General features: G+C 70.5%; 19 protein-coding genes. 5 read left to right on the plus strand and 14 right to left on the minus strand.

Annotation, left to right across the window (positions count from 1 at the left end; all coding sequences use genetic code 11):
• Positions 1-69: 69 nt before the first annotated feature.
• The 7 genes from QP089_RS07420 to QP089_RS07450 form a co-directional block, all read right to left on the minus strand.
• Positions 70-744 carry a GTP-binding protein gene (locus QP089_RS07420; protein WP_285910600.1) on the minus strand — a complete coding sequence of 225 codons (675 nt, stop codon included), beginning with the start codon at positions 742-744 and terminating at the stop codon, positions 70-72.
• Complete coding sequence (locus QP089_RS07425) at positions 722-1066, minus strand: DUF742 domain-containing protein (RefSeq protein WP_285910601.1); 345 nt, start codon at positions 1064-1066, stop codon at positions 722-724. The genes QP089_RS07420 and QP089_RS07425 overlap by 23 nt, the downstream gene beginning before the upstream one ends.
• Positions 1063-1503 carry a roadblock/LC7 domain-containing protein gene (locus tag QP089_RS07430; RefSeq protein WP_285910602.1) on the minus strand — a complete coding sequence of 147 codons (441 nt, stop codon included), beginning with the start codon at positions 1501-1503 and terminating at the stop codon, positions 1063-1065. Before QP089_RS07430 ends, QP089_RS07425 begins: the two co-directional genes overlap by 4 nt.
• Positions 1500-2324 carry an ATP-binding protein gene (locus QP089_RS07435; RefSeq protein WP_285910603.1) on the minus strand — a complete coding sequence of 275 codons (825 nt, stop codon included), beginning with the start codon at positions 2322-2324 and terminating at the stop codon, positions 1500-1502. The genes QP089_RS07430 and QP089_RS07435 overlap by 4 nt, the downstream gene beginning before the upstream one ends.
• A gap of 1125 nt (positions 2325-3449) precedes the next feature.
• On the minus strand, positions 3450-3971 hold the full coding sequence (locus QP089_RS07440; protein WP_285910604.1) for a nucleotidyltransferase domain-containing protein: 522 nt from the start codon (positions 3969-3971) through the stop codon (positions 3450-3452).
• Between the two features lie 636 nt (positions 3972-4607).
• Entirely contained in the window at positions 4608-5936 is a 1329-nt protein-coding gene (locus QP089_RS07445) for a hypothetical protein (RefSeq protein WP_285910605.1), read from the minus strand.
• 113 nt (positions 5937-6049) lie between these two features.
• Entirely contained in the window at positions 6050-6256 is a 207-nt protein-coding gene (locus QP089_RS07450; RefSeq protein WP_285910606.1) for a hypothetical protein, read from the minus strand.
• 138 nt (positions 6257-6394) lie between these two features.
• On the opposite strand from QP089_RS07450, the gene QP089_RS07455 reads away from it, so the two are divergent.
• The 3 genes from QP089_RS07455 to QP089_RS07465 are packed head-to-tail and all read left to right on the plus strand — an operon-like array spanning position 6395 to position 9195.
• Positions 6395-6892, plus strand: coding sequence for a SigE family RNA polymerase sigma factor (locus QP089_RS07455; protein WP_285910607.1), 498 nt, complete (start codon positions 6395-6397; stop codon positions 6890-6892).
• The gene (locus QP089_RS07460) at positions 6889-7887 is read left to right on the plus strand and encodes a CU044_5270 family protein (protein WP_285910608.1); all 999 of its coding nucleotides are present in this window, start codon (positions 6889-6891) and stop codon (positions 7885-7887) included. The genes QP089_RS07455 and QP089_RS07460 overlap by 4 nt, the downstream gene beginning before the upstream one ends.
• A gap of 45 nt (positions 7888-7932) precedes the next feature.
• Positions 7933-9195: a hypothetical protein gene (locus QP089_RS07465; RefSeq protein WP_285910609.1), complete on the plus strand. Its 1263-nt coding sequence runs from the start codon at positions 7933-7935 to the stop codon at positions 9193-9195.
• 90 nt (positions 9196-9285) lie between these two features.
• Here QP089_RS07465 and QP089_RS49015 read toward each other — a convergent pair whose 3' ends face one another.
• Complete coding sequence (locus tag QP089_RS49015; protein ID WP_446474012.1) at positions 9286-9657, minus strand: hypothetical protein; 372 nt, start codon at positions 9655-9657, stop codon at positions 9286-9288.
• A gap of 480 nt (positions 9658-10137) precedes the next feature.
• Here QP089_RS49015 and QP089_RS07475 point away from each other — a divergent pair, with 480 nt between their 5' ends.
• Positions 10138-11121, plus strand: coding sequence for an alpha/beta fold hydrolase (locus QP089_RS07475; RefSeq protein WP_285910610.1), 984 nt, complete (start codon positions 10138-10140; stop codon positions 11119-11121).
• 297 nt (positions 11122-11418) lie between these two features.
• On the opposite strand, the gene QP089_RS07480 is transcribed toward QP089_RS07475, so the two are convergent.
• The 4 genes from QP089_RS07480 to QP089_RS07495 all read right to left on the minus strand — a co-directional run bounded on the left by QP089_RS07480 (position 11419) and on the right by QP089_RS07495 (position 15301).
• Positions 11419-11952 carry a dihydrofolate reductase family protein gene (locus tag QP089_RS07480; RefSeq protein WP_285910611.1) on the minus strand — a complete coding sequence of 178 codons (534 nt, stop codon included), beginning with the start codon at positions 11950-11952 and terminating at the stop codon, positions 11419-11421.
• A gap of 61 nt (positions 11953-12013) precedes the next feature.
• Positions 12014-13498, minus strand: coding sequence for an MFS transporter (locus QP089_RS07485; RefSeq protein WP_285910612.1), 1485 nt, complete (start codon positions 13496-13498; stop codon positions 12014-12016).
• Between the two features lie 151 nt (positions 13499-13649).
• Entirely contained in the window at positions 13650-14918 is a 1269-nt protein-coding gene (locus QP089_RS07490) for an RNA polymerase sigma factor (RefSeq protein ID WP_285910614.1), read from the minus strand.
• Positions 14919-14923: 5 nt separating this feature from the next.
• Complete coding sequence (locus QP089_RS07495) at positions 14924-15301, minus strand: YciI family protein (protein WP_285910615.1); 378 nt, start codon at positions 15299-15301, stop codon at positions 14924-14926.
• Positions 15302-15891: 590 nt separating this feature from the next.
• On the opposite strand from QP089_RS07495, the gene QP089_RS07500 reads away from it, so the two are divergent.
• Positions 15892-16941 carry an alpha/beta hydrolase family protein gene (locus QP089_RS07500; RefSeq protein WP_285910617.1) on the plus strand — a complete coding sequence of 350 codons (1050 nt, stop codon included), beginning with the start codon at positions 15892-15894 and terminating at the stop codon, positions 16939-16941.
• 442 nt (positions 16942-17383) lie between these two features.
• Here QP089_RS07500 and QP089_RS07505 read toward each other — a convergent pair whose 3' ends face one another.
• Positions 17384-18229, minus strand: coding sequence for a class I SAM-dependent methyltransferase (locus QP089_RS07505; RefSeq protein ID WP_285910618.1), 846 nt, complete (start codon positions 18227-18229; stop codon positions 17384-17386).
• Positions 18230-18971: 742 nt separating this feature from the next.
• A complete protein-coding gene (locus QP089_RS07515) occupies positions 18972-19628 on the minus strand; it encodes a TetR/AcrR family transcriptional regulator (RefSeq protein WP_285910619.1) in 657 nt (218 codons plus the stop codon).
• Positions 19629-19638 lie beyond the last annotated feature (10 nt).

Here is a 19638-nt window from a genome sequence, read left to right on the forward strand (position 1 = left end):
CCGGGGCGCCTTCGCCTGGACGTGCGGGCGTGCGGCCCCGGCCTGCGTTCCGGCGGACGGGGGCCGGGGTCACCGGGCGGCGAGCCTGCCGGTGCCGCGGCCCGCGGTGGTGTCCAGAGTGTGGCCGAGCGTCGTGGTGAGCGTCTGCACGACCGACCCCCGGTCGCGGGCGTCGCAGGTGACCAGGGGCACCCCGGGCTGCAGCCGCAGCGCCTCCCTGACCTGGGGCAGCGCATGGGTCTGCCGCCCGTCGAACAGGTTCACCGCCACGATGAACGGCACGTCGGAGTCGTTCTCGAAGTAGTTGACGGCCGCGAACGAGACCTCCAGCCGCCGCGTGTCCACCAGGACGACGGCGCCGCTGGCCCCGCGGCACAGGTCGTCCCACATGGGCCAGAACCTCGGCTGGCCGGGCGTCCCGAACAGGTACAGCACCAGGTCGGAGGACAGCGTGACGCGGCCGAAGTCCATCGCCACGGTGGTGGTGGTCTTGCCGTCGGCCTCCGCGAGCGGGTCGATGGTCTTGGCGGCCTGCGTCATCCACGCCTCGGTGTTCACCGGCGGGATCTGCGAGATCGACTCCACCAGCGTCGTCTTGCCGACGCCGAACCCGCCCGCGACGACGATCTTGACCGAGGTGCGGGGCGCCGCGCCGCGCCGGTCCGGCGGGACCGCCGGGCCCGTCCGCGGGACGCCGGCCGGCGGCCTGCCGCCGGAGGGGTCAGGCGAGCTCGCGTAGACCATCGATCACTCTCTCCAGGACGTGCGGGTCGTACGGCGAGGCGCCCTCCGCGGCGATCACGACCCGGTCGCCGGCGGCGAGGTCGGCGAGCAGGACGCGGGTGACCCCGAGCGACACGCCGCAGTGGGCGGACAGTTCGGCGACCGACTCGCTGACGGTGTGCACCCGCTCGTACAGCGCCCGGGCCTCGGGCAGCAGCCGCTCGGCGAACGCCGCGTCGTATCCGCCGCCGGAGACCACCGTGTGCACCAGCAGGTGCCGCCTGCCCCGGGTCCGTCCCCCCGTCAGCACGTACGGCCGCACCCACGGATTCGCGGCGGTCACGGCATCGCCTGCTCGGTCATGCGGCGCAGGTCGTCGCGCATCTGCGGGGTGAGGACGTGCCCGACGCCGTGCACGAACTTCGTCATCTCGTGGGCGACGGCGCCGAGGTTGGCGCCCTCGCCGACCACCACCACGAGCCCGGCCAGCTGGCCGATGCCCATGAACAGCAGGTGCCCGGTCGCGAACTTCAGCATGACCTGGTCGCAGCCGCCCGCGCCGACATGCTTGGCGATGTTGTTGCTCAGGCTGATCATCCCGCTGGTCAGCGCGGCCATCGGGTCGACGAAGTCGGACGGCATCGCGCCCGACTCGACCAGCGCCAGCCCGTCCGACGACACGATCAGCGCGAACGTCACGCCGGGCGTCGAGGAGGCGAACTGCCGGAGCAGCCACCCGAAGTCCTGTGGCCCCGCGGGTCCCTTGGAGGCGATGCTCACTGCCGTCCTTCCTCCCGGTCGTGCTCGTCCCGCGCCGCGGCGGGCCCCTCGGTGCGCGTGCCGGGCGGCTCGCCGGCGGGCGCGTCACCGTAGGCGCGCGTTCCCGCAGCGAAGGCGTCCAGGTCGGCGGCGAACGATCCGCGCCCGGCGGCCGGGGCGTCCCCGCCCGGCTGGGACGGCGGAGCCGGGGCGGGAGGCGCGGCGACGGGGCGCAGGCTCGCGCGTTCCCGGCGCGGCAGGCCGCCGAGGTCGGGCTCGCCCGCGACGTCGCGCAGGGACGCCACCGTCGGAGCCGCCGGAGCCGCCGGAGCCGCCGAGGCGGGGCGCTCCGCCCGACGCGCCATGGCCAGGGGCGCCAGGCCCGCGGACGCCTCACCCACGCCGGACCCGTGCGGTTCGTCGGGCCGGATCTCGCAGAGCAGCGACGGCGGGACGGTCACCATGGCGACCGTCCCGCCGGTCCTGGCGGCGAGCCGGACGCCGACGCCGTGCCGGCGCGCCAACCGGTGCACCACGGGGAAACCGGTCTGCCGGGACGTCTCCCGCGTCATCGGCGGGACGGGCGAGGCCAGTGCGGCGTTCAGCCCGTCCAGCTGCGACGCCGACATGCCGATGCCCGAGTCCTCGATGCGGATCATCACGCCGCCGTTGTCGAGCAGATGCGCGCTGACGGTCACCTTCGACGGCGAGTACCGGGTCGCGTTGTCCAGCAACGCCGCGACGAGCGAGGCCAGGTCCTCCGCCGCGTAGGCGGGAACGGCGAGGTCGACCACGCGCAGGATCGCGACCTGCTGGTACTGCTCGATCGACGACTCCGCCATCCGCACCACGTCCAGCAGGGAGGTGTCGTGCCGGACGGCTCCTCGCCGTCGCGGCCCGCGAGCACCCGCAGGTCACGGGCGGCCCTGCGCATCCGGGTCACGCCGTGGTCGATCTGGTACAGGGCCTCCAGCCGCTCGGGATCCTCCTCCTGGCGCTCCAGCAGGTCCATCGCCGGACGCATCTTCTCCGCCAGGACGAGCAGCTGCAGGCAGAAGCGCTCGCACAGTTCGGGCCACACGTCCGCGTCGCCGCGGCGGTCCACCATGTGGGAAGGGTCCGCCGCGGGTCGCGCCAGGGCCGGTGCCACTTGCTGCGCCGTCGGCTGTGGCACGGGTTGCGCAGTCGGCTGTGGCACGGGTTGCGCAGTCGGCTGTGGCACGGGTTGCGCAGTCGGCTGTGGCACGGGTTGCGCAGTCGGCTGTGGCACGGGTTGGGCGGGCGGCGCGAACTGCGCGGGCGGCGGTGCCGCCTGCGGTGGCCGCCCCGGTTCTCTGCGCCTCCACCAGCTCACCGGCATGGCCCCCGGTTCTTCGCGGGCACGCTCCCGCCGTGGACATCCCGGCGTTGGGTCACAGCAGCCTTCTCCACCTGAGCACGTGCAGAGGACGTCACCGGCAGGGGCACCGGTGAGACGCGTTCGGTCTCGGATGGCCGCCGTCTGCCGGGAGCGCGGCAAGCCTGGCACATGAACAAGCAGTAAATCAACGCACACAAAGCGAGATGCCGGTTATCGCAAGAAAAATGCCTCCTTTTCCTTTTAGTGGTTATCGTGCACAGGTGACCGGCATCACGGACGAGATCAGCGACCGCGGATCGGGATGTGCCGATCGTCGGTGAGCACCGACCATGCACCGGTAGCGGTCGACCGGGAGTTCCGTCGGCCAGGGCGCCGCCGTCCGCGATGATCGGCCGGGGTCTCGCCCGGCCGCCCCGGCCGGCCAGGGGGGACGATGACGAGGAAGACCGCGCCGAGCAGGCATGGCGCGCATTGTGGCCTCAGCCCGAACGGGGCGAAAGCCCACCTGAACTTCCACCCCGTTCACTCGCCCACTCAGAGGCGATGCAGGGCTTGGTGCGCTGTGCGGGTGGCGTCCGCCAGCGGCCCCGAAGTCATGTGCGGTTGTTCAGCGGAAGGCGTCCGGTAGGTCGATTCCGAACCGCTCGCAAAGACGGGGAACGTCATGGCGGTCGACGGTTCGGGGCGGAAAGCCGGTGTGCCAGCGCACCGCCCAGCGGGGGTCCTCACAGCGGACTGGCGTTCCGCCGATGACCCCGCGTCCGGCGAGCGCTTCCGCGGGGAACACCACGCCGTCGGCCGCCGACCCGTAGCGCAGCGATCCGTCCGGAAAGGGTTCGTAGAGGTGCAGGTCGACGCGGAGCCGGTCGCCGTCATGGAGGACGAAGTTCCAAGGCCGGTCGCCCGGCCAAGGGTAGATCCGGTCGATGCCGCGGTCCGCGAACACAACGAACAGCCGATGGAGCTGAGCGGCAGGCACCCACAGGTCAAGGTCGGAGTGCTCGCGTGTCTGCTCCTCCAGCAGCGCGTCCACGCCCCAGCCGCCACCGATGCGCGCATCCACCTGTCGGCCGTTGAGCCCGTCGAGCAGCGCGATCACGTCCGCCGCCGCCATGACGTGTCGGCCCACCGTCTCCTCCTGATCGATACACATCACGTCACATCACGCCGCACTCAGCACACTGGCCGGAGCGTCACTACCTCGATGGCATCCGGCAGAATCCCACTGCGCGCTCGGAACCGTCCCTGTCGACGGCGCTGCCGACCCGTAACGTCTCCCCCAGCCACGCCCACACCGTATGCGTTCCCGCCATGGTGCTCACCGGTTTGCCCACGGCGGAATCCCAAGCCGCCTGCAATGCCGCCGTGTGGTAGATGAGCGGGTCCGTGGAAGAAGAGGCCGTTCCGCCTGCAGGTGGCACGACAGCGAGGTGATGCCGTCGCGGCGGGCCGCGCGCGCCGCGACGAACTATGCACGGAACGGGACAGAGACCCGTCTCTGGGACCGCCCGCACGCCCGCGGGTCCCCGGGGACCGAAGTCGTTACGGCCCGGCGCCCCCGCGCGGCGAACGGGGCAACGCTCGGCGCAAGGACCCGGACCGTCGAGTTTGCCGGAGATACGGCGAACCGCCATCCGGCGAACGGCTCGTCGACGAACATCGGTGACGACGTCGATCGCGTCCTGCCAATGCGCCCGCTTCTCGGCGCGGCGCGGCGCGTCCCGGCCGGCGCCGGCGGCCACCTGAGCCGGCCCACAGCCGACACTCACCGCACGTCGAACCGCGCGTTAGACCGCTTTGTCGGCGGGGTGGTTCGCCGGCGTGCCCGCTCGCGCCATTGGCGCTGGCGAATGTGGCCCAGGACGAGGATCCAGGTGCACATGGCGGTGATCACGGTGAAGAACAGAGCGAGACCCAGCGCCGAGCCCCAGTCCAAGCTGGTGTCGTCCGTGGGCGGCGTCCGGAACGACCGCCATGCCGTTACGCCCGCCCAGATGTCCAAAGAACCGAACAAGGCGATGACGGCGCCGCATCCCACGGTGAAGCCGAGCATGAACCGTCTGCTCTGGGGCCGCTTGATCTCCGGTTCCGGCTCGTGGTCGGCGGAAAGGACCTCATACGGCTCGATCTCGTCTCCATGTTGGAGGCTGGGGAAGTCGAGGCCGACATCGAGCCAGCCGACCCGCGCTTTGGTGCCGTAGTCGACGGCCACCTCCCGGAGCATGCCCGGCTCGTGGACGAAGCCGATGGTCAGTCCGTCGGCCACGACGACCTGGTCGCGCAGGACCCGTGCGCGGTGCCCGACGGCCAGTTCCTCTCCTCCATGGGGCGAGAACTGCACCGGCTGGACACGCGCTACGGCCACCATGGCATTCGACCCCGCGGACATGACGGTGAGGAGCCGCTTGCGTCCCTCGGTCTGCCGCGCAGGCAGCACGTCATACGCCTGGACGATGTCTCCGGGACGCACATCGAAGTGGCCCAGGACCAAGGTCCCTGCACTTCCCCGCGGAAGCTCGTCCAGCGGTCCGCCGTCTCCGTCCGCAAGGGCCAGCAGGCGCAGCGCCTCGACGACCGGCCGCCCGTCGCGCACCACCCGCACTCGGGCACCGACCGCCAGCCTGCCTTCGGCCACGACGGCCCGCGCGACGGGCCCTGCCAGGGGATCAGCGGCGACCTCGCGGACCTCCGCTCGTCCGAGCAGGCGCCGTTGTTCCGGGAAAGGATCCTGGTACCCCAGAACAAGATCGGCTCGGACTCCCGCCGGGTTCGCGCGGACATAGGCCTGGATCTGATCGCCGTCGAAGACGTGCCGGTGACCGATGGCCAGTATGCAACGGCCCAGGATGTCGACCCGCTCCTTGGCCTCCAGCCGGGAGTTGAGGGCGGTCCTTCTCATCAGGGCCCCGATACGGAGATCCTCGGCGATCAGCACGCCGTGCCGGAGCAGCCTCGCCCGTGCACCCCGCAGGATCTTCCCGCCTCCGTTCACCCGGCCCTCGGGAAGAAGACCGAACCCCGGTACGTCCTGGAAGCCCGAAACGGTCACCTGGCACAGCCGCTTCTCGCCGACCCAGATGGACTGCATCCCCATGTTCATCCTCGTGACGCGATCTCCGGTGGACCCTGTTCCGGATAGGACGGGAGCGACCATGGCGTCCGTTCCAGAGCCCAGCCGCACAAGCTTGCCAGTGAACACCGGCATTCTCACTCGGCGGGAGGGGTGATCATCTGTTCGCCGGGGCGGTTCGGGTACGGGTGGAGATGGACCACGTGGCCGTCCACGATGCCGACCCCGGCCTCGTCGTCGACGACGTTGAGCATCGTGCCCGCGATCGCGTGCCGGAGCGGCCCGCCGACCAGGAACTCATCCAACGCGTAGAAGACCTCGACCTTGTCACCGTGCCCGCGCAACCGGAAACCCTCGGTTCCCGACGCTGCCCGGGCTCTGCGGTCGGCTGGCGGCGGATTCGCCCCTTTTCGTTTGTGACAAAGCGATCGGCTCGCGGCGTCTGTAGGGACGGAACCGACGAACGACGCTGGGAAGGCCCGATGGCCAAAGATCCGCATGGATTTCACGAGTTCGCCGCCGCGCGCGGCGCCTCGTTGTTTCGCACCGCCTGCCTGTTGTGCGGGGACCGGCACCTGGCCGAGGACCTGGTGCAGACGACGCTGGGAAAGCTGTACGCGTCGTGGCGGCGCGTGCAGCGTGCCGACAACCCGAGCGCCTACGCACGGGCCGTGCTGATGCGCACCTACCTGTCGCATGTGCGCAAGCACAGCAACCGGGAGACGCCGTCGGGGCGGCTGCCCGAAACGGCCGCCTACGACCCCGACCAAGCGCTGCGGGTGACGCTGCTGGACGGCCTCGCGCAGCTTCCCCCGCAGGACCGCGCCGTGCTGGTCCTGCGCTACTGGGAGGACATGAGCGTGGAGGACGTGGCGTCCGCGCTGCGGCTGAGCGGCGGGGCGGTGCGCAACCGCAGCATGCGGGCGCTGGACAGGCTCCGCGAGGCGCTGGGCGAGGAGTTCGAGGAGTTCATCCGATGACGCGGGAACGGGACGCCGAGATGTATGGGGAAGCGGGAATGAACGCGGTGGAGGACCGACTGGCCGAGGCGATGCGCCGCACCGCCGAAGGACTGGAGACGCCGCTGGACGGGCTCGTCAGCGGGGGCCTCGCGCGGGGGCGGCGGCGACGGCTCCGCAACCGTGCGAGCATCGCCGCCTCGGCGGTCACGGCTGCGGCCGTCGCCGCGGGCGCGGTGGTCGTGGCCGGCACCGGCGGGAACGGGACCGTTCCGCCGCGGCCGCCCGCCGTCCAGCTGGTGAGCGCGGCACAGGTGCTGGGCAAGGCCGCGCAGACGGCTGAGGCGCGCCCGCCCGTCACGCCACGCCCCGGCCAGTGGTGGTATACCAAGGCGGTCGAGATGGGGCCCCTCGCCGAACACGGCCCCAAGCCGCACTACTCGGAGGACTGGATCAAGCTCGACGGCTCGCAGGACGCGAGCCTGCTGAACGGCAAGCTGGTGATCTACCGCCACACGGGCGAGGGGGCCAAGAACTCCAAGGCCGAAACCGACCGTCTGATGTCGCTGCCCAGCGACCCCCGGAAGCTGCGCACCCTGGTCTATCAGGAGGTGGACGCCACACCCGCCCGGGACCGGATGGTCAAGGATCGGGACGGCCAGGCCTTCCGCGACGCCGCCCAGATGCTGTGGGACGCGCCGGTCACCATGCCGCCCGCGACGCAGGCCGCTCTCTACCGGGTGCTGGCCGCAATCCCCGGCGTCAAGATCGACCGGAACGTCAAGGACGGCGCCGGACGGTCGGCCATCGCGCTGTCCCACGGGTTCGGCGAACAGTTCCTGCTGGACCCGGCCACGTACCAGATGGTGGCGCAGCGGACGGTCAACACCGGCCGCAACGCCCCGATCTCCGCGACCAGGGGCAGGGACCCCCGCTACCACGTCCCGGTGGGGACCGTCATGTACTCCCTCACCCGCGTGGTCACCAAGCTCGTCGACCGGGCCGGCCAGCGGTAGAAGCGAACGACCTCGATGAAGTTCTCACGAATGGAAGGTTCTCCCGTGCCCGCCATGAAGGGCAGCGTGATCCGCGCCGGTGCCGTCGCGACGATGCTGGCGGCCGTGGTGGCGGCTCCACCGGCGGCCGCGGCGATGGCCGGCACAGAGGCGACGCCCGCGGTGAAGACGGCAGGGTCCGACGGGTGGCAGCGCTTCGAGGTCCCCGTCCGGGGAAGGGCGAACCTGCTCAGCGTCAGCACGACGGGACCCGACGCGGCCTGGGCCGGGGGGTTCACCCTCAACGAGGACAGCCCGGGCCCGCAACCCTCCGGTGCCGCTTTGCCGCAAACCTCCGGGACCATGATGCCCCGGCGCCCTGTGGCCGCGTCCGGTGAAGACTGCTACGGCAGGGACACCTTCATCTCCCTCATGATGCGCTGGGACGGGCGCCGCTGGCAGCAGTCGCCCATCCCCAAGGTCGGCCGCGTCAACCATGTCAACGCGTCGAGCACGAACGATGTCTGGGCGTCGGCCGACTGCGGTCTCCTGCACTGGGACGGGCGGAATTGGTCATCGGTGCCGATCGAGGCGGTCCCCGACGCGCAGCAGTCCGCCGCCGAAGCGGTCAAGGCCGTCGGCCCGGAGAACGCCTGGCTCACCGGCGGTACCTATGACAGCGGCACGGAGGTCATGCGCGGGATCGTCCAGCGGTGGGACGGACAGCGCTGGCGGAACGTCCCGCTCCCCGACCTCGGCGACAACTTCAGCCTCGACGCCATCGACGCGCAGGGCCCGCGTGATGTGTGGGCCGCGGGGACGGACTTCACGGGCGGCGACGCCCAACGCGAGCAACTGCTGCTCCTGCACTGGAACGGGCGCGGCTGGAAGCGGCTGCCCGAGCCGTCCACCGGCGAATGGACGAACCGGCTCACCAGCGTGCGCATGGTGGCGGCGAACGACGTCTGGGTCTCCGGCTGGGGCAAACGCACCCCCGACGGCGCCGAGATCCGCCGCCCGCTGCTTCTGCACTGGGACGGCGGCGAATGGTCCACCGCGAACACACCGGACGGGCGCGGTGAGCTGTTCGACATGGCGGTGAGCGGCGGCCGGGCACTTGCCGTCGGCGACACCTTCACGCCGTCGGAGACCGACTACACGGCGTATGCGCTGCGCCGCACCCGGACCGGCTGGCGGAGGCAAGCGGTCCCGGCGGTGGGAAAGGCGTCCTTGTTCGGGCTCGCGCCGGTTCCCGGCGGCGGCCTTTGGAGCGTCGGCGCAACCGGGGATGACGAGCACATGCGTCCGCTCATCGCCCGCTGGAGGTAACCCTCCGTCCGAGGCCGCGCCTGCAGCGTTCAGCCCGGGGCCGTCAGTGCCTGGGCGACGGGGCGGGTCGGCCTGTCGTCAAGGACGCCGTCACCAAGTGCACGCGAGCGCGTTGAACCTGGTCAGCGCCAGGCGCGAGGCCCATCGTCGGCGGCAGAGACGGCGGGCTGCTTCCAGGCCGTTGTTCGTCTTGCGGATGATGTCGCGGCGGCGGTCCTCGGCCAGAGCGAGGGCCAGGTCCAGGATCAGAGAACGTTCGGTGTGCTCGCCGGCGGCGATGCCCTCGTGTAGATAGGGGTAGCCGGTGGCCTGGAAGACGCCGGCGTCACGGGCCAGGCAGTGCACGCAGCCACGCTCGCGGAACCAGCGCAGCACCAGCACCGCTTGGCGAAACGAGCCCGGCGCCCGCGAGCCCTTCGGGGTGCGCAGCCGCCTGCGGTTCGCATCAGGCAGACGGGCCAAGCGCTCCATCACGGGGCGCGGGACGTCGGGCACGGCAACATAGGTGACCGACGTGAAACCCCTGGTTCTCCCGGACATGATCTTGGCAGACCTGCCCTACCAGGGGCTTCACGGCTCCCCGAACTCGGTGCACCGCCCGGCCCGTTGCACCAGACCGAAAGATCCACTCGCTGAGAAGACCTCAGTGGATAGGAGCCAGGCTGGGCGCAGCCCCAGGTCCCGGTTGCCTATGCGGCCGCACCCGTTGAACCGGCACGCGGCACGCTCGTAGGACGGTCGGCCGCATAGGTTGCCCAGGTCCAGCTCACACCGGCAGTTCTTCAGGGCGGCCCCACAGCCGGCGGACCCTGGCGGAGAACGGCCTGCCGGGCCATGGTCGAGCGGGGCTTCTTGCTGAAATGGCAAAGCGGGTCCGCGGGATCGCGGAACCTGGCACATGATCGTGATGTACCGGCGGCGAGGATCGGCTGAGGAGGAATCATGGCACAGGCGGCTCAGGCCACGCGGACGCACCGCATGGTGCCGTCCCCGGCGGGGCGGATCCACCTGGTCGAGCAGGGCGCGGGGCCGCTGGTGCTGCTGCTGCACGGATTCCCCGAGACCTGGCATTGCTGGCGCCGCCAGCTCCCGGTGCTGGCCGCCGCCGGTTACCGGGCGGTGGCCGTGGACGTGCGCGGGTACGGCCGCTCGTCCAAGCCGGAGCCGGTGGCGGCCTACCGGATGCTGGAACTGGTCGCCGACAACGTCGCGGTGGTGCACGCCCTGGGCGAGGAGACGGCGGTCATCATCGGACACGACTGGGGGGCGACGATCGCCGCCGACAGCGCCCTGGTCCGGCCGGAGGTCTTCACCGCCGTTGGGCTGCTGAGCGTGCCCTACACCCCTCGCGGCGGCCCGCGGCCCAGCGAGACCTTCGCCGCGATGGGCGGCGAGGAGGAGTTCTACGTCGGCTACTTCCAGGAGCCGGGCCGCGCCGAGGGCGAGATCGAACCGGACGTCCGCGGCTGGCTGGCGGGCTTCTACGCCGCGCTGTCGGCCGACACCATGCCCGCGCCCGGCCGGCCCGACCCCCATTTCGTGGCGCCCGGGGCCCGGCTGCGCGACCGGTTCCCGTCCGGCCCGCCGTCCTGGCTCGGTCGGCAGGAGTTGGACCTCTACGCCGCGGAGTTCGAACGGACCGGTTTCACCGGCGCTCTCAACCGCTACCGGAACATGGACCGGGACTGGGAGGACCTGGCCCCCTGGGACGCGGCGCCCATCGTCCAGCCGTCCCTGTTCATCGGCGGCGCGCAGGACGCCTCCACCACCTGGCTGGCCGACGCGATCGACGCCTACCCCACCACCCTGCCCGGCCTGCTCTCCTGCCACATCCTCGACGAGTGCGGACACTGGATCCAGCGGGAACGCCCCGACGAGGTGAACCGGCTGCTGACCGGCTGGCTCGCATCCCTGCCGGCCACCTGAACCTCGCCCGCAACGCCAGTGCCGTCGGGTGGTCCCGGCGGCCCGAGCCGCGGAACGCCGTGGTGGCTTCGAGCGCGGCCCGTCCGGTCGTCACCTGGTTCACCGATGGGATCCAGGCCGGGCGCAACGGCGCCCGGCCTGGACGTTTCGTTTCGGTTCAGAGGATCTGCTCAGTTCCGGAACGACACGCGCCGGTCAAGGCCCCCGGCGTAGTGGGGTTATGTCTGGAAGAACCGTGCCCGCGGTGCGATCATCATCCCTGCCGTGGACCGGCCGGCCGCAGGCTGCCGGGTGAGGTCAGCGCGGTACATAGGTGAGGATGACCGACCCGTTCTGCAGTCGTTTCTCGTTGGTGAGCCTGAGGTCCAGCCCTGCGGTGTCCACGTGTTCGAAGAGCCGTTGCCCCGAGCCGGCCACGACGGGCATGTACCAGAAGCGGAACTCGTCGATCAGGTGGTCTTGGACGAGGGTGGCGTCGAAACGAGTGGTGCCGTACTTGATGAGGTCCTTGCCCGGCTGCTTCTTCAGCTTCGCGATCGCGCCGGACGGGTCGGGGCCCAGCAGGGTGGCGTTCCATGTGGTCTCGACCAGTGATCGGGACGCGACGTGCTTGGGCATGGCGTTGATGCGGTCGATGTAGGGGTTGCCGGTGACGTGGCCCCAGTTGGCGTAGAAGGTCTCGTAGGTCTTCCGCCCCATGACGAACGCGTCGTGGTTGCCGAGTTGTTCGAGCGAGTACGCCGAGGACTCGGCGTCGAAGAGGGCCCAGTGTTCAGGGGCTTCGATGACGCCGTCCAGCGTGACGAGCGTCGACTCGATGAGTTTGCGCACGGTGGTTCTCCTGGCTCTGTGTGGATGAGGTTTCCGGCCGCCTCGGCGATGACCGCGGTGGTCAGTCGGCGGGCGCGGGCTCTGGGACTTGGCTTTGCAGGACGGTGGTGGTCCCTGCGATGTCGGTACGCCTGATGAGCAGTAAGGCGATGGGGATTCCGGCCAGGGCGACGAGTCCGCAGACCCAGAAGGCGGTGTGGAATCCGCCGGTGAGCGCGCCTGCGATGGTGTGGCCCTGGATGCGGAGGTCGCGGGTGCGGGTGGCCGCCACGGTGGAGGCGATGGCGATCCCGACGGCGCCGCCGAGTTGCTGGGAGGAGTCGATGAGACCGGAGGCGACGCCCGCGTCCCGTTCGGTGACGCCGACCAGGGCTCCGATCGATACCGGAATGAAGATCCAGGTGACGGTGCCGGTGAGGAGGAAGGGGCCGGCCAGGCTCGCCCAGAAGCCGCCGTGGGCGGGCGCCTGGGTCGCCCACAGGATCCCGGCGCCGGTCAGGGTCAGTCCGGCCGCCAGCACCAGTCTGATGGAGGTGCGGGTGACGAGCATCTGCGCCGGCCCGGCGAGGACCACTCCGGTCAGGCCGACGGTGAGCCAGGCGAGGCCGGTGCTCATCGCGGAGTAGCCGAGCACTTGCTGCATGTAGAGGGTGCCGATGAAGATGTACCCGTAGAAGCTCGCGCCGAGCAGGAACCCGACGGCGTTGGACCCGGCGAGGGTGCTCAGCCGGAACAGGCGCAGCGGCAGCAGCGGCGCTTGTGCCCTGGCTTCGATGGCCACGAACGCGACCAGCAGGGCAGCCGACGCCGCGATCGGCGCCAGGGTCCGGGCGGCCGTCCACCCGGCGGTCGGCGCCTGCGAGATGGCGTACACCATGATCGCTAGAGCGGCGGTCACGGTGACGGCGCCGAGCGGGTCGTAGCGGCGGCGTGCGTCGCTCAGCCTGCTCTCCGGCACCACACGCCGGGTCAGGAGCAGCGCGGCCCCGCCGACGACCACGTTCAGGTAGAAGATGTACGGCCAGCCGGCGTAGCGGGTGAGGGCGCCGCCGGCCAGCACGCCGACGGTCGCGCCGCTGGCGCCGATGGCGCCCCACAGGCCGAGTGCCTTGTTGCGTTCGGTGCCCTCGGTGAACATGTTCATCACGATCGACAGCGCGGCGGGCAGCACCAGGGCGGCGCCCAGGCCCTGGACGCCCCGCATGACGATCAGGAAGATGCCGCTGGTGGCCAGGGCGCAGGCCAGCGAGGCCGCGGTGAACAACGCCAGCCCGGCGGTGAACACGCGCCTGCGTCCGAGCAGGTCAGCGGCTCGGCCGCCCAGCAGCAGGAACCCGCCGAAGGTGAGCGCGTAGGCGGTCACCACCCACTGCAGGTCCGCCTGCGCGAGGCTGAGCCTGCGGCCGATCGTCGGCAACGCGACGTTGACGATCAGCATGTCGACCGCCGTCATGAAGTACGCCACGGCCAGCAGCGAGAACGCCCGCCACCGGTGCGCCCGGCCCGATGGCGCGGCCTTGCCGGCGCCGATCTCCACCGCGGTCACGGCTGCGTCCGCTCGTTCGGGTCCTGGGCGCGCGGTCGCCGGCGGGGGTCCTTCATGCGGTGTGTTGACGGCTCTGGCATCGGTCTCTCCTGGACTGATCGGGTGATCTCAGGAGGAGGACGAATGGCGGGCGCCGGAACCGGACACGCCGCTAGGAGATTTTCAGGCTCTCGATCCGCCGCTCGAACGCCGTCCGCTCGGCGGTGCTGCGGGCCAGCGCGATCGCGTGCTCGTAGTGCCCCCGGGCTGCGGCGTGGCGGCCGGCCCGCCGTTCCAGGTCGGCAAGGGCGGCCCAGTAGAAGGGGTACCGGGACAGCTTGGGCTCTTCCGCCAGGGCGATCAGCTCGCGGCGGCCGTCGTCGACGCCGTCCCGTTCGGCCACGGCCAGCGCGCGGTTGAGCGCCACGACGGGGCTCCAGGACCGTTCGGCGAGGACCTGGTAGAAGCCGATGATCCTCTCCCAGTCCGTCTCCTGGACCGACGGCGCGATCGCGTGCTCGCAGGCGATGCCGGCCTCCAGATGCCAGCGGGACAGGTGATCCCCGGTGGCCGCGTGGGCGAGATGGACCAGACCGCGCTCGATACGCGCCCGATCCCAGCGGCTCCGGTCCTGGTCCTCCAGGGGGACGAACACCCCGTGCTCGTCCATGCGCGTCGACAGTCGAGCGGTGCCGAAGCAGAACAGGGCGGCCAAGGCGTGGATGTCCGGATGGGCAGTCGACTTGGCCTGCAGCAGCAACTCGGTGAGACGCAGGGCGTCGTCGCACATGAAAGGACGCACCGGGTCCTGCGGGTTGCTGCCGTGATAGCCCTCGTTGAACAGCAGGTACAGCGATCGCAGGACCGAGCCCCGCCGGGTGTCGAGGTCGGGCAGGTCGTCCACGTCGGGCAACCGGCCCAGCTCACGCAGACGTCCGCGACCGCGATGCAGGCGTCGATCGATGGTCTGGGTGTCCACGAGGAACGCTTGACCGATCTCCTTGGGCGACAGCCCGCACAGCCACCGGAGGATCATGGTGACGTGCGTCTCGCGGCTCAGGCCGGGGTCGCAAACGGCGAACATCATCGACAACTGGCCGGCTCCCTCGGCAGCCGGAGCCAGGGCCGCTTCGATGGTGTCGGTCAGCGCGGTCGTCGTCGCCAGTTCGGGCAGCAGAGAGCGGCGCCGCTGTTCCCGGCGGATGATGTCGACCGCCCGGTTGTGGGCCGCCCGGACGATCCATGCCTTGGGGTCCTTCGGCAGCCCGAAGCGCCACGCCTGCATGGCGCTGACCAGCGCGTCATGGACGACGTCCTCGGCGAGCGGGATGTTCGATGGGCCCAGCACCCGGATCAGCGCGCTGACCAGGTGCGCGTACTCCCTGCGAAACAGATCCTCTACCAGTTCCGCAGACGAGAGTGCTTCGGGCCCGTCGTTCACCGGGGTCAGATCCGATGATCCTGGATCGGCCGTACCTCGACGGACCCGCCGAACTCGTACGTCGGGCACCCGCGCGCGACCTCGACGGCGTCTTCCAGAGAGGCCGCCTCGAAGATCATGCTGCCGGTCACGAGATCCTTCGACTCGGCGTACGGGCCGTCGGTGACCAGGTCCCGACCGCGGACCGTCGCCCCGGGCCCGTCGAGCGCGGTTCCGGTGTTGCGCCTGCCCTGTCCGGCCAGCTCCTCCGACCAGCGATACCACTTCTCGACATGAGCCTGAAGCTCGGACGGCGACAGGTCATGACGCGAAACAGCACCTCCACGGAAGATCAACATGAACGTGCTCCGCGGGGTGTGGTCCTCGCCATCGGGTTCCGGCATCACGGCCTCCATGTTTCCGCCACCAGGCTTGCTCGGATCCAGCGATCACCTGGGCCCGACCCCAGCGCCACACCGACGGCGACAAGTCCGGCCCGAAAGCAATACCACAGCATCGGCCGGCGGATGCGCCAGTGGCCGCGGATCCAGGTGGCCAGGCCGGCGGGACGGGCCTGGTGGGCGGCGAGGCTGGTGAACGGCGAGCCGGGGGTCCCCCGCGCTCTACTCGATTACTATTCGTCTCCTCAATACCGTCCATCCAGGAGAATGATTTCCCGGCTCTGTCGGGGTTCAGGCACAGTTGGGGCATTCCCAACTCAAATTAGCGAGACAACCCGTATACACCTGCACAGTCACGAACTGGAACGGCTGGAGAGCAGTTGCCCGCACAAGCGCATTCCACCGGGCCGCGCCGCTGGCGCGAACAACGATGGCTGGTCGACGAGGCGATCAGGAACAGCGGCATCGAATGGGATCAGCCGCGCTTGGCCTACACCCTCGGCCCGGTCGGCGGTGACGGCGCCGCCGGAGACATGCTGCAGATCCGGACCAGAGTGCGGAAGGTCTCCGACTTCGTCCCCGTGGTGAGCTCCGTGGCCCTGCGGCGCGAGCGCCTGGCCCAGGCCGCCGAAGACGACGGCCACCACCTCACGGCAGGCGAACACTGGTTCGCCGCCGCGCTGCTGTGGTCTCTGGCGTGCTGGCCTCTCTGGGAGACCACCCAAGAACTCATCGACATCGACGCCCGCAAGAACGCCGCCTACCTCAAATGGGCCGCCCACGCCCGCCACCAGGTGGAGCGCGTCGACATCCCTTTCCAGGGAACGACGCTGCCGGCCTGGCTTCACCTCCCGCCCGGCTACGACGGCATCACACCGCTACCGACCGTCCTCGCCTGCGGCGGCATGGACGCTCCCCGGGAGACCGTGGTCGCCAGGCAGGAAGACGGACTCCTCGCCCGCGGATGCGCAGTCCTCGCCTTCGACGGCCCGGGCCAGGGCGAGGCACCGATCCACGGCGCACACGTCACGCCGACCGCCTGGATCGAGGCCGGCGAAGCGCTGATGACCTGGGCACGGAACAGACCCGACATCGACGCCGACCGGCTGGCGTGCTGGGGAACGAGTTTCGGCTCCTTCTGGATCACCCAGCTCGCCGCGACCCAACCGGCGCTGCTCGGCTGCGCAGCAGCCCTGCCGGTCTTCGAACCCGGCGCGACCACCGTCTTCGAACAGGCCTGCCCCACCTTCAAAGCCCGCCACATGTGGATGGCGGGCCTGAGCGACGAGGCCGCCTTCGACCAGATGGCCGGCGGCTACGACCTACGTCCCCTCGTCAGCGAGATGACCGTTCCCTGGCTGGTGGTCGGCGGCGAGGCGGACGAACTGTCCCCGGTCGAATGGGTCCACCGGCTGGCCGCGACCTGCCCGGCCCCCAGCACCCTGCTGATCTACCAAGGCGCCCGGCATTCCATGACCGAGTCCATGGCGCCCGTGCTCGGACCACCGTGGCGATCCGCCATCGCGGACTGGATCGCCGACCGCATCGCCGGCCGCGAAGCACAAAGCAAATACCTGTACGTCACCACCACCGGAAATGTGGAGCACCGCCCCCACCCCCGCGAAACCGACACCGCGCCATAGGCCGGCAGTCCGTCCTGTGGAGGAACCTCACAGCCCGCCTCGCGCGTCCGCCACAGCCTGACGTCGTTGTTAATGGCGGCCGCGGCGGCGGTGCTGGCCGGAGCGACATCGTTCACCGCGGTCGGCGAATGGGTCGCAGACGCGCCGCCGCATGTCCTGGCCGCTCTGGGCGTCCGCCATAATCCTCTGACCCGCCAGATCCGGCCGCTGGACGACGGGAAGTGGCGGACCGTCACCGTCTACGCCATCACCAGCCTGGACGCCCACCAGGCAACCCCCTGCCCAGTTCGCCGTCTGGATCCGCGGCCACTGGCAACTGCGCCCAGCATGAATAAGACGGACATGACGCGGTACGCCGAGGCCCTGGAGGTTGTTTCCTCTGCCGTTCCTTCACCGCCTGGCCCTCGCAGACGGTGAAGTTGCCGGAGGTGGCTGCGTTCGCTCAGGTGACCCGCGCGGCCACCAGGGTCTCGAAGGTATAGGGCCGCAGCCCATCGGTACGGCCGGCGAAGTACCGCTGCTGGAGGTCTGCACGTGCGGGATGGTCCACGACCTTCAGCCCGCACCGGCTGATCAGCCTCTCGATCTCGATCACCGGCCAGCCGGGCTGAAGAGGCTCGCCGACAGAAGCCGCGATCGGCGTGTAGATCCGGGCGAATTCCGTCCCCACGTCATCCAGCACAGAGTCCTCGGCCCGGTAGGAGAACACCACCTCAGACCCGGGAGCAGCCGCCGCGATCGTGCGCAACATCGACTCGATCGCCTGTGCCGTCAGATAGGGGGCGACACCCGTCCAGCAGAACATCGCCGGCTGCGCCCAATCGAACCCGGCCGCGCCCAGAGCATCCCGAACCGGTTCGGCCTCGAAATCAACCGGCACGAACACCTGCGAGTCGCTGAGCGGCAGGCCGAGTTCCCTGACCCGCTCGAGCTTCCAGGCCTGGGAAGCAGGATGATCAACCTCGAGCACCGTCAGCGAGCCGAGCAGATCCGGCCGCCGCCACGCCAACGAGTCAAGCCCCGCGCCAAGAATCACGTACTGCGTGAAGGCGCCAGCGGCCAGCCGGTCCTCGGCGTACCGGCTGCGGGTGCAGACAGCCGCGCGGGACTCGCGACGGACCGGACCGGGGAACAGCGGATCGAACCGGTCTCGCAGCTCCCGCCATACCGGGCCGACAAGCACCAGGGCCAGCACATCATCCAGTACCCACGGCGACGCCGTCTCCAGGCGAAACAATCCACGCGACACGGCCGCGAACATCGCCGTCCTGCTCGGCGCGCTCTCCATGCATTCCTCCTCGCCGGCCAGAGCCCACGCGCGCCCACTCTGCGCACTTCACAGGATGCGCCTGAAACGCCCTGACGGCCACAGCCAGATCGCCTGCCGCCACGATCTACTCGCCATCGGGATCCTCCAAGACGGCCGGGCAGACCACCACCACAGCCCCCTTGCAGGCACCACGCCCGCGACGCCACCAAAACCCTCGAGATCCACCGACTCGACCCAGTATGAATAAAACGGAAATAACGCGACTATACCGAGGCCTTGCAGATACTGGAGGGCCACCATGAGGGCGAAGCTGTGGAACGGGCGTAGCGCCCAGAGCAGGAATCCATAACCGTCGGATCGTATCGGATGGGGAACGGAGCCAGCCGATCCGCACGTAGTCGAAGCTGTCGTTGAACCACAGCGCGGGACGGTAGGCGGCACGTGAGCAGCAACCGAACGGCCAACGACGATAGCGCGCCGGATCGGGCGGAGTCACCGCCGTCCACGGCTCGGATGTGTGCCCCATCTTTCGATCATGATTGAGGGGGCGGAATCCTCGGGTCGGGCAGCAGGTCGGCCAGTGCGGTGCGCACGGCGACTCGAGCCGGTCCTGGCCCCTGGACGCGATGGGCGACACCGGCCGCGCCCGCGAGCTGTTCGCGGCCATCCAGCACCTGCGGCACGAGGACGGCTCGTACTGGACGGGCTGGCAGTTCGCCAACGAGCGCCACTTCAGCCGGTGCGCAGCGGCCGCTGAGACTCAGCGGTCCCCGCCGGAGGGGGGCACCGTCACGGCCCGGGCGAACAGCTCGGCGTGGGCGGTCATCCGGCGGCGCGCGTCGCCCCGCTGCTCGGCGGTGGCCTCGCCGTGCAGCCACATGAGCCGGGCGTGCGCGATCGGCGCCATCAGGGCATAGGCGAGGTCCTCCGGCGAGCCGAGGTCGTCGCGGATCCGCCCCTCCTCGATCCAGCGGGCGAACAGTCCGGCGAGGCCGCGGAGCGCCCCTTCGATGCCCTCCTCGATCCCGTCGTCGTGGATCAGTCCGTCCCGCACCGCGAGGCCGATGGCCTGCCGAGCCCGCGGGGTGTCCCAGGCGGTGACGACCCGGTCGGTGAACGCGCGGATGAACTCCGCCGGGCCCGCCCCGGCCGGCGTCTCCTCCAGCGCGACCACCGCCACCAAGGGCCCGGCCACGCGCATCGCCGCCTCGTGGATCGCCTTCTTGCTCGAGAAGTGGGCGTACAAGGCGCTCTCGCTCAGCCCGACCTCCCGCGCGATGGCCCTGATCGAGGTGCCCGCGAAGCCGTTCCGTGCGAACAGCCGGAGCGCGGCGTCGACGAGTGCCGCCTTGGTGTCGCCCGCCTCGGACTTGGCCGGGCGCCCGGGCCCCCGCCGGGGCCGGTCATTGCTGGTCATGCTCACGTTC

The organism is Actinomadura opuntiae, assembly GCF_030283205.1.
GTDB lineage: Bacteria > Actinomycetota > Actinomycetes > Streptosporangiales > Streptosporangiaceae > Spirillospora.

Bases quoted from the DNA above. Each gene is read 5' to 3' on its own strand.
- QP089_RS07420 (WP_285910600.1), bottom strand. From the start codon at position 744: ATGGTCTACGCGAGCTCGCCTGACCCCTCCGGCGGCAGGCCGCCGGCC.
- QP089_RS07435 (WP_285910603.1), bottom strand. From the start codon at position 2,324: ATGGCGGAGTCGTCGATCGAGCAGTACCAGCAGGTCGCGATCCTGCGC.
- QP089_RS07445 (WP_285910605.1), bottom strand. From the start codon at position 5,936: ATGGGGATGCAGTCCATCTGGGTCGGCGAGAAGCGGCTGTGCCAGGTG.
- QP089_RS07455 (WP_285910607.1), top strand. From the start codon at position 6,395: ATGGCCAAAGATCCGCATGGATTTCACGAGTTCGCCGCCGCGCGCGGC.
- QP089_RS07460 (WP_285910608.1), top strand. From the start codon at position 6,889: ATGACGCGGGAACGGGACGCCGAGATGTATGGGGAAGCGGGAATGAAC.
- QP089_RS07475 (WP_285910610.1), top strand. From the start codon at position 10,138: ATGGCACAGGCGGCTCAGGCCACGCGGACGCACCGCATGGTGCCGTCC.
- QP089_RS07495 (WP_285910615.1), bottom strand. From the start codon at position 15,301: ATGCCGGAACCCGATGGCGAGGACCACACCCCGCGGAGCACGTTCATG.
- QP089_RS07505 (WP_285910618.1), bottom strand. From the start codon at position 18,229: ATGGAGAGCGCGCCGAGCAGGACGGCGATGTTCGCGGCCGTGTCGCGT.
- QP089_RS07515 (WP_285910619.1), bottom strand. From the start codon at position 19,628: ATGACCAGCAATGACCGGCCCCGGCGGGGGCCCGGGCGCCCGGCCAAG.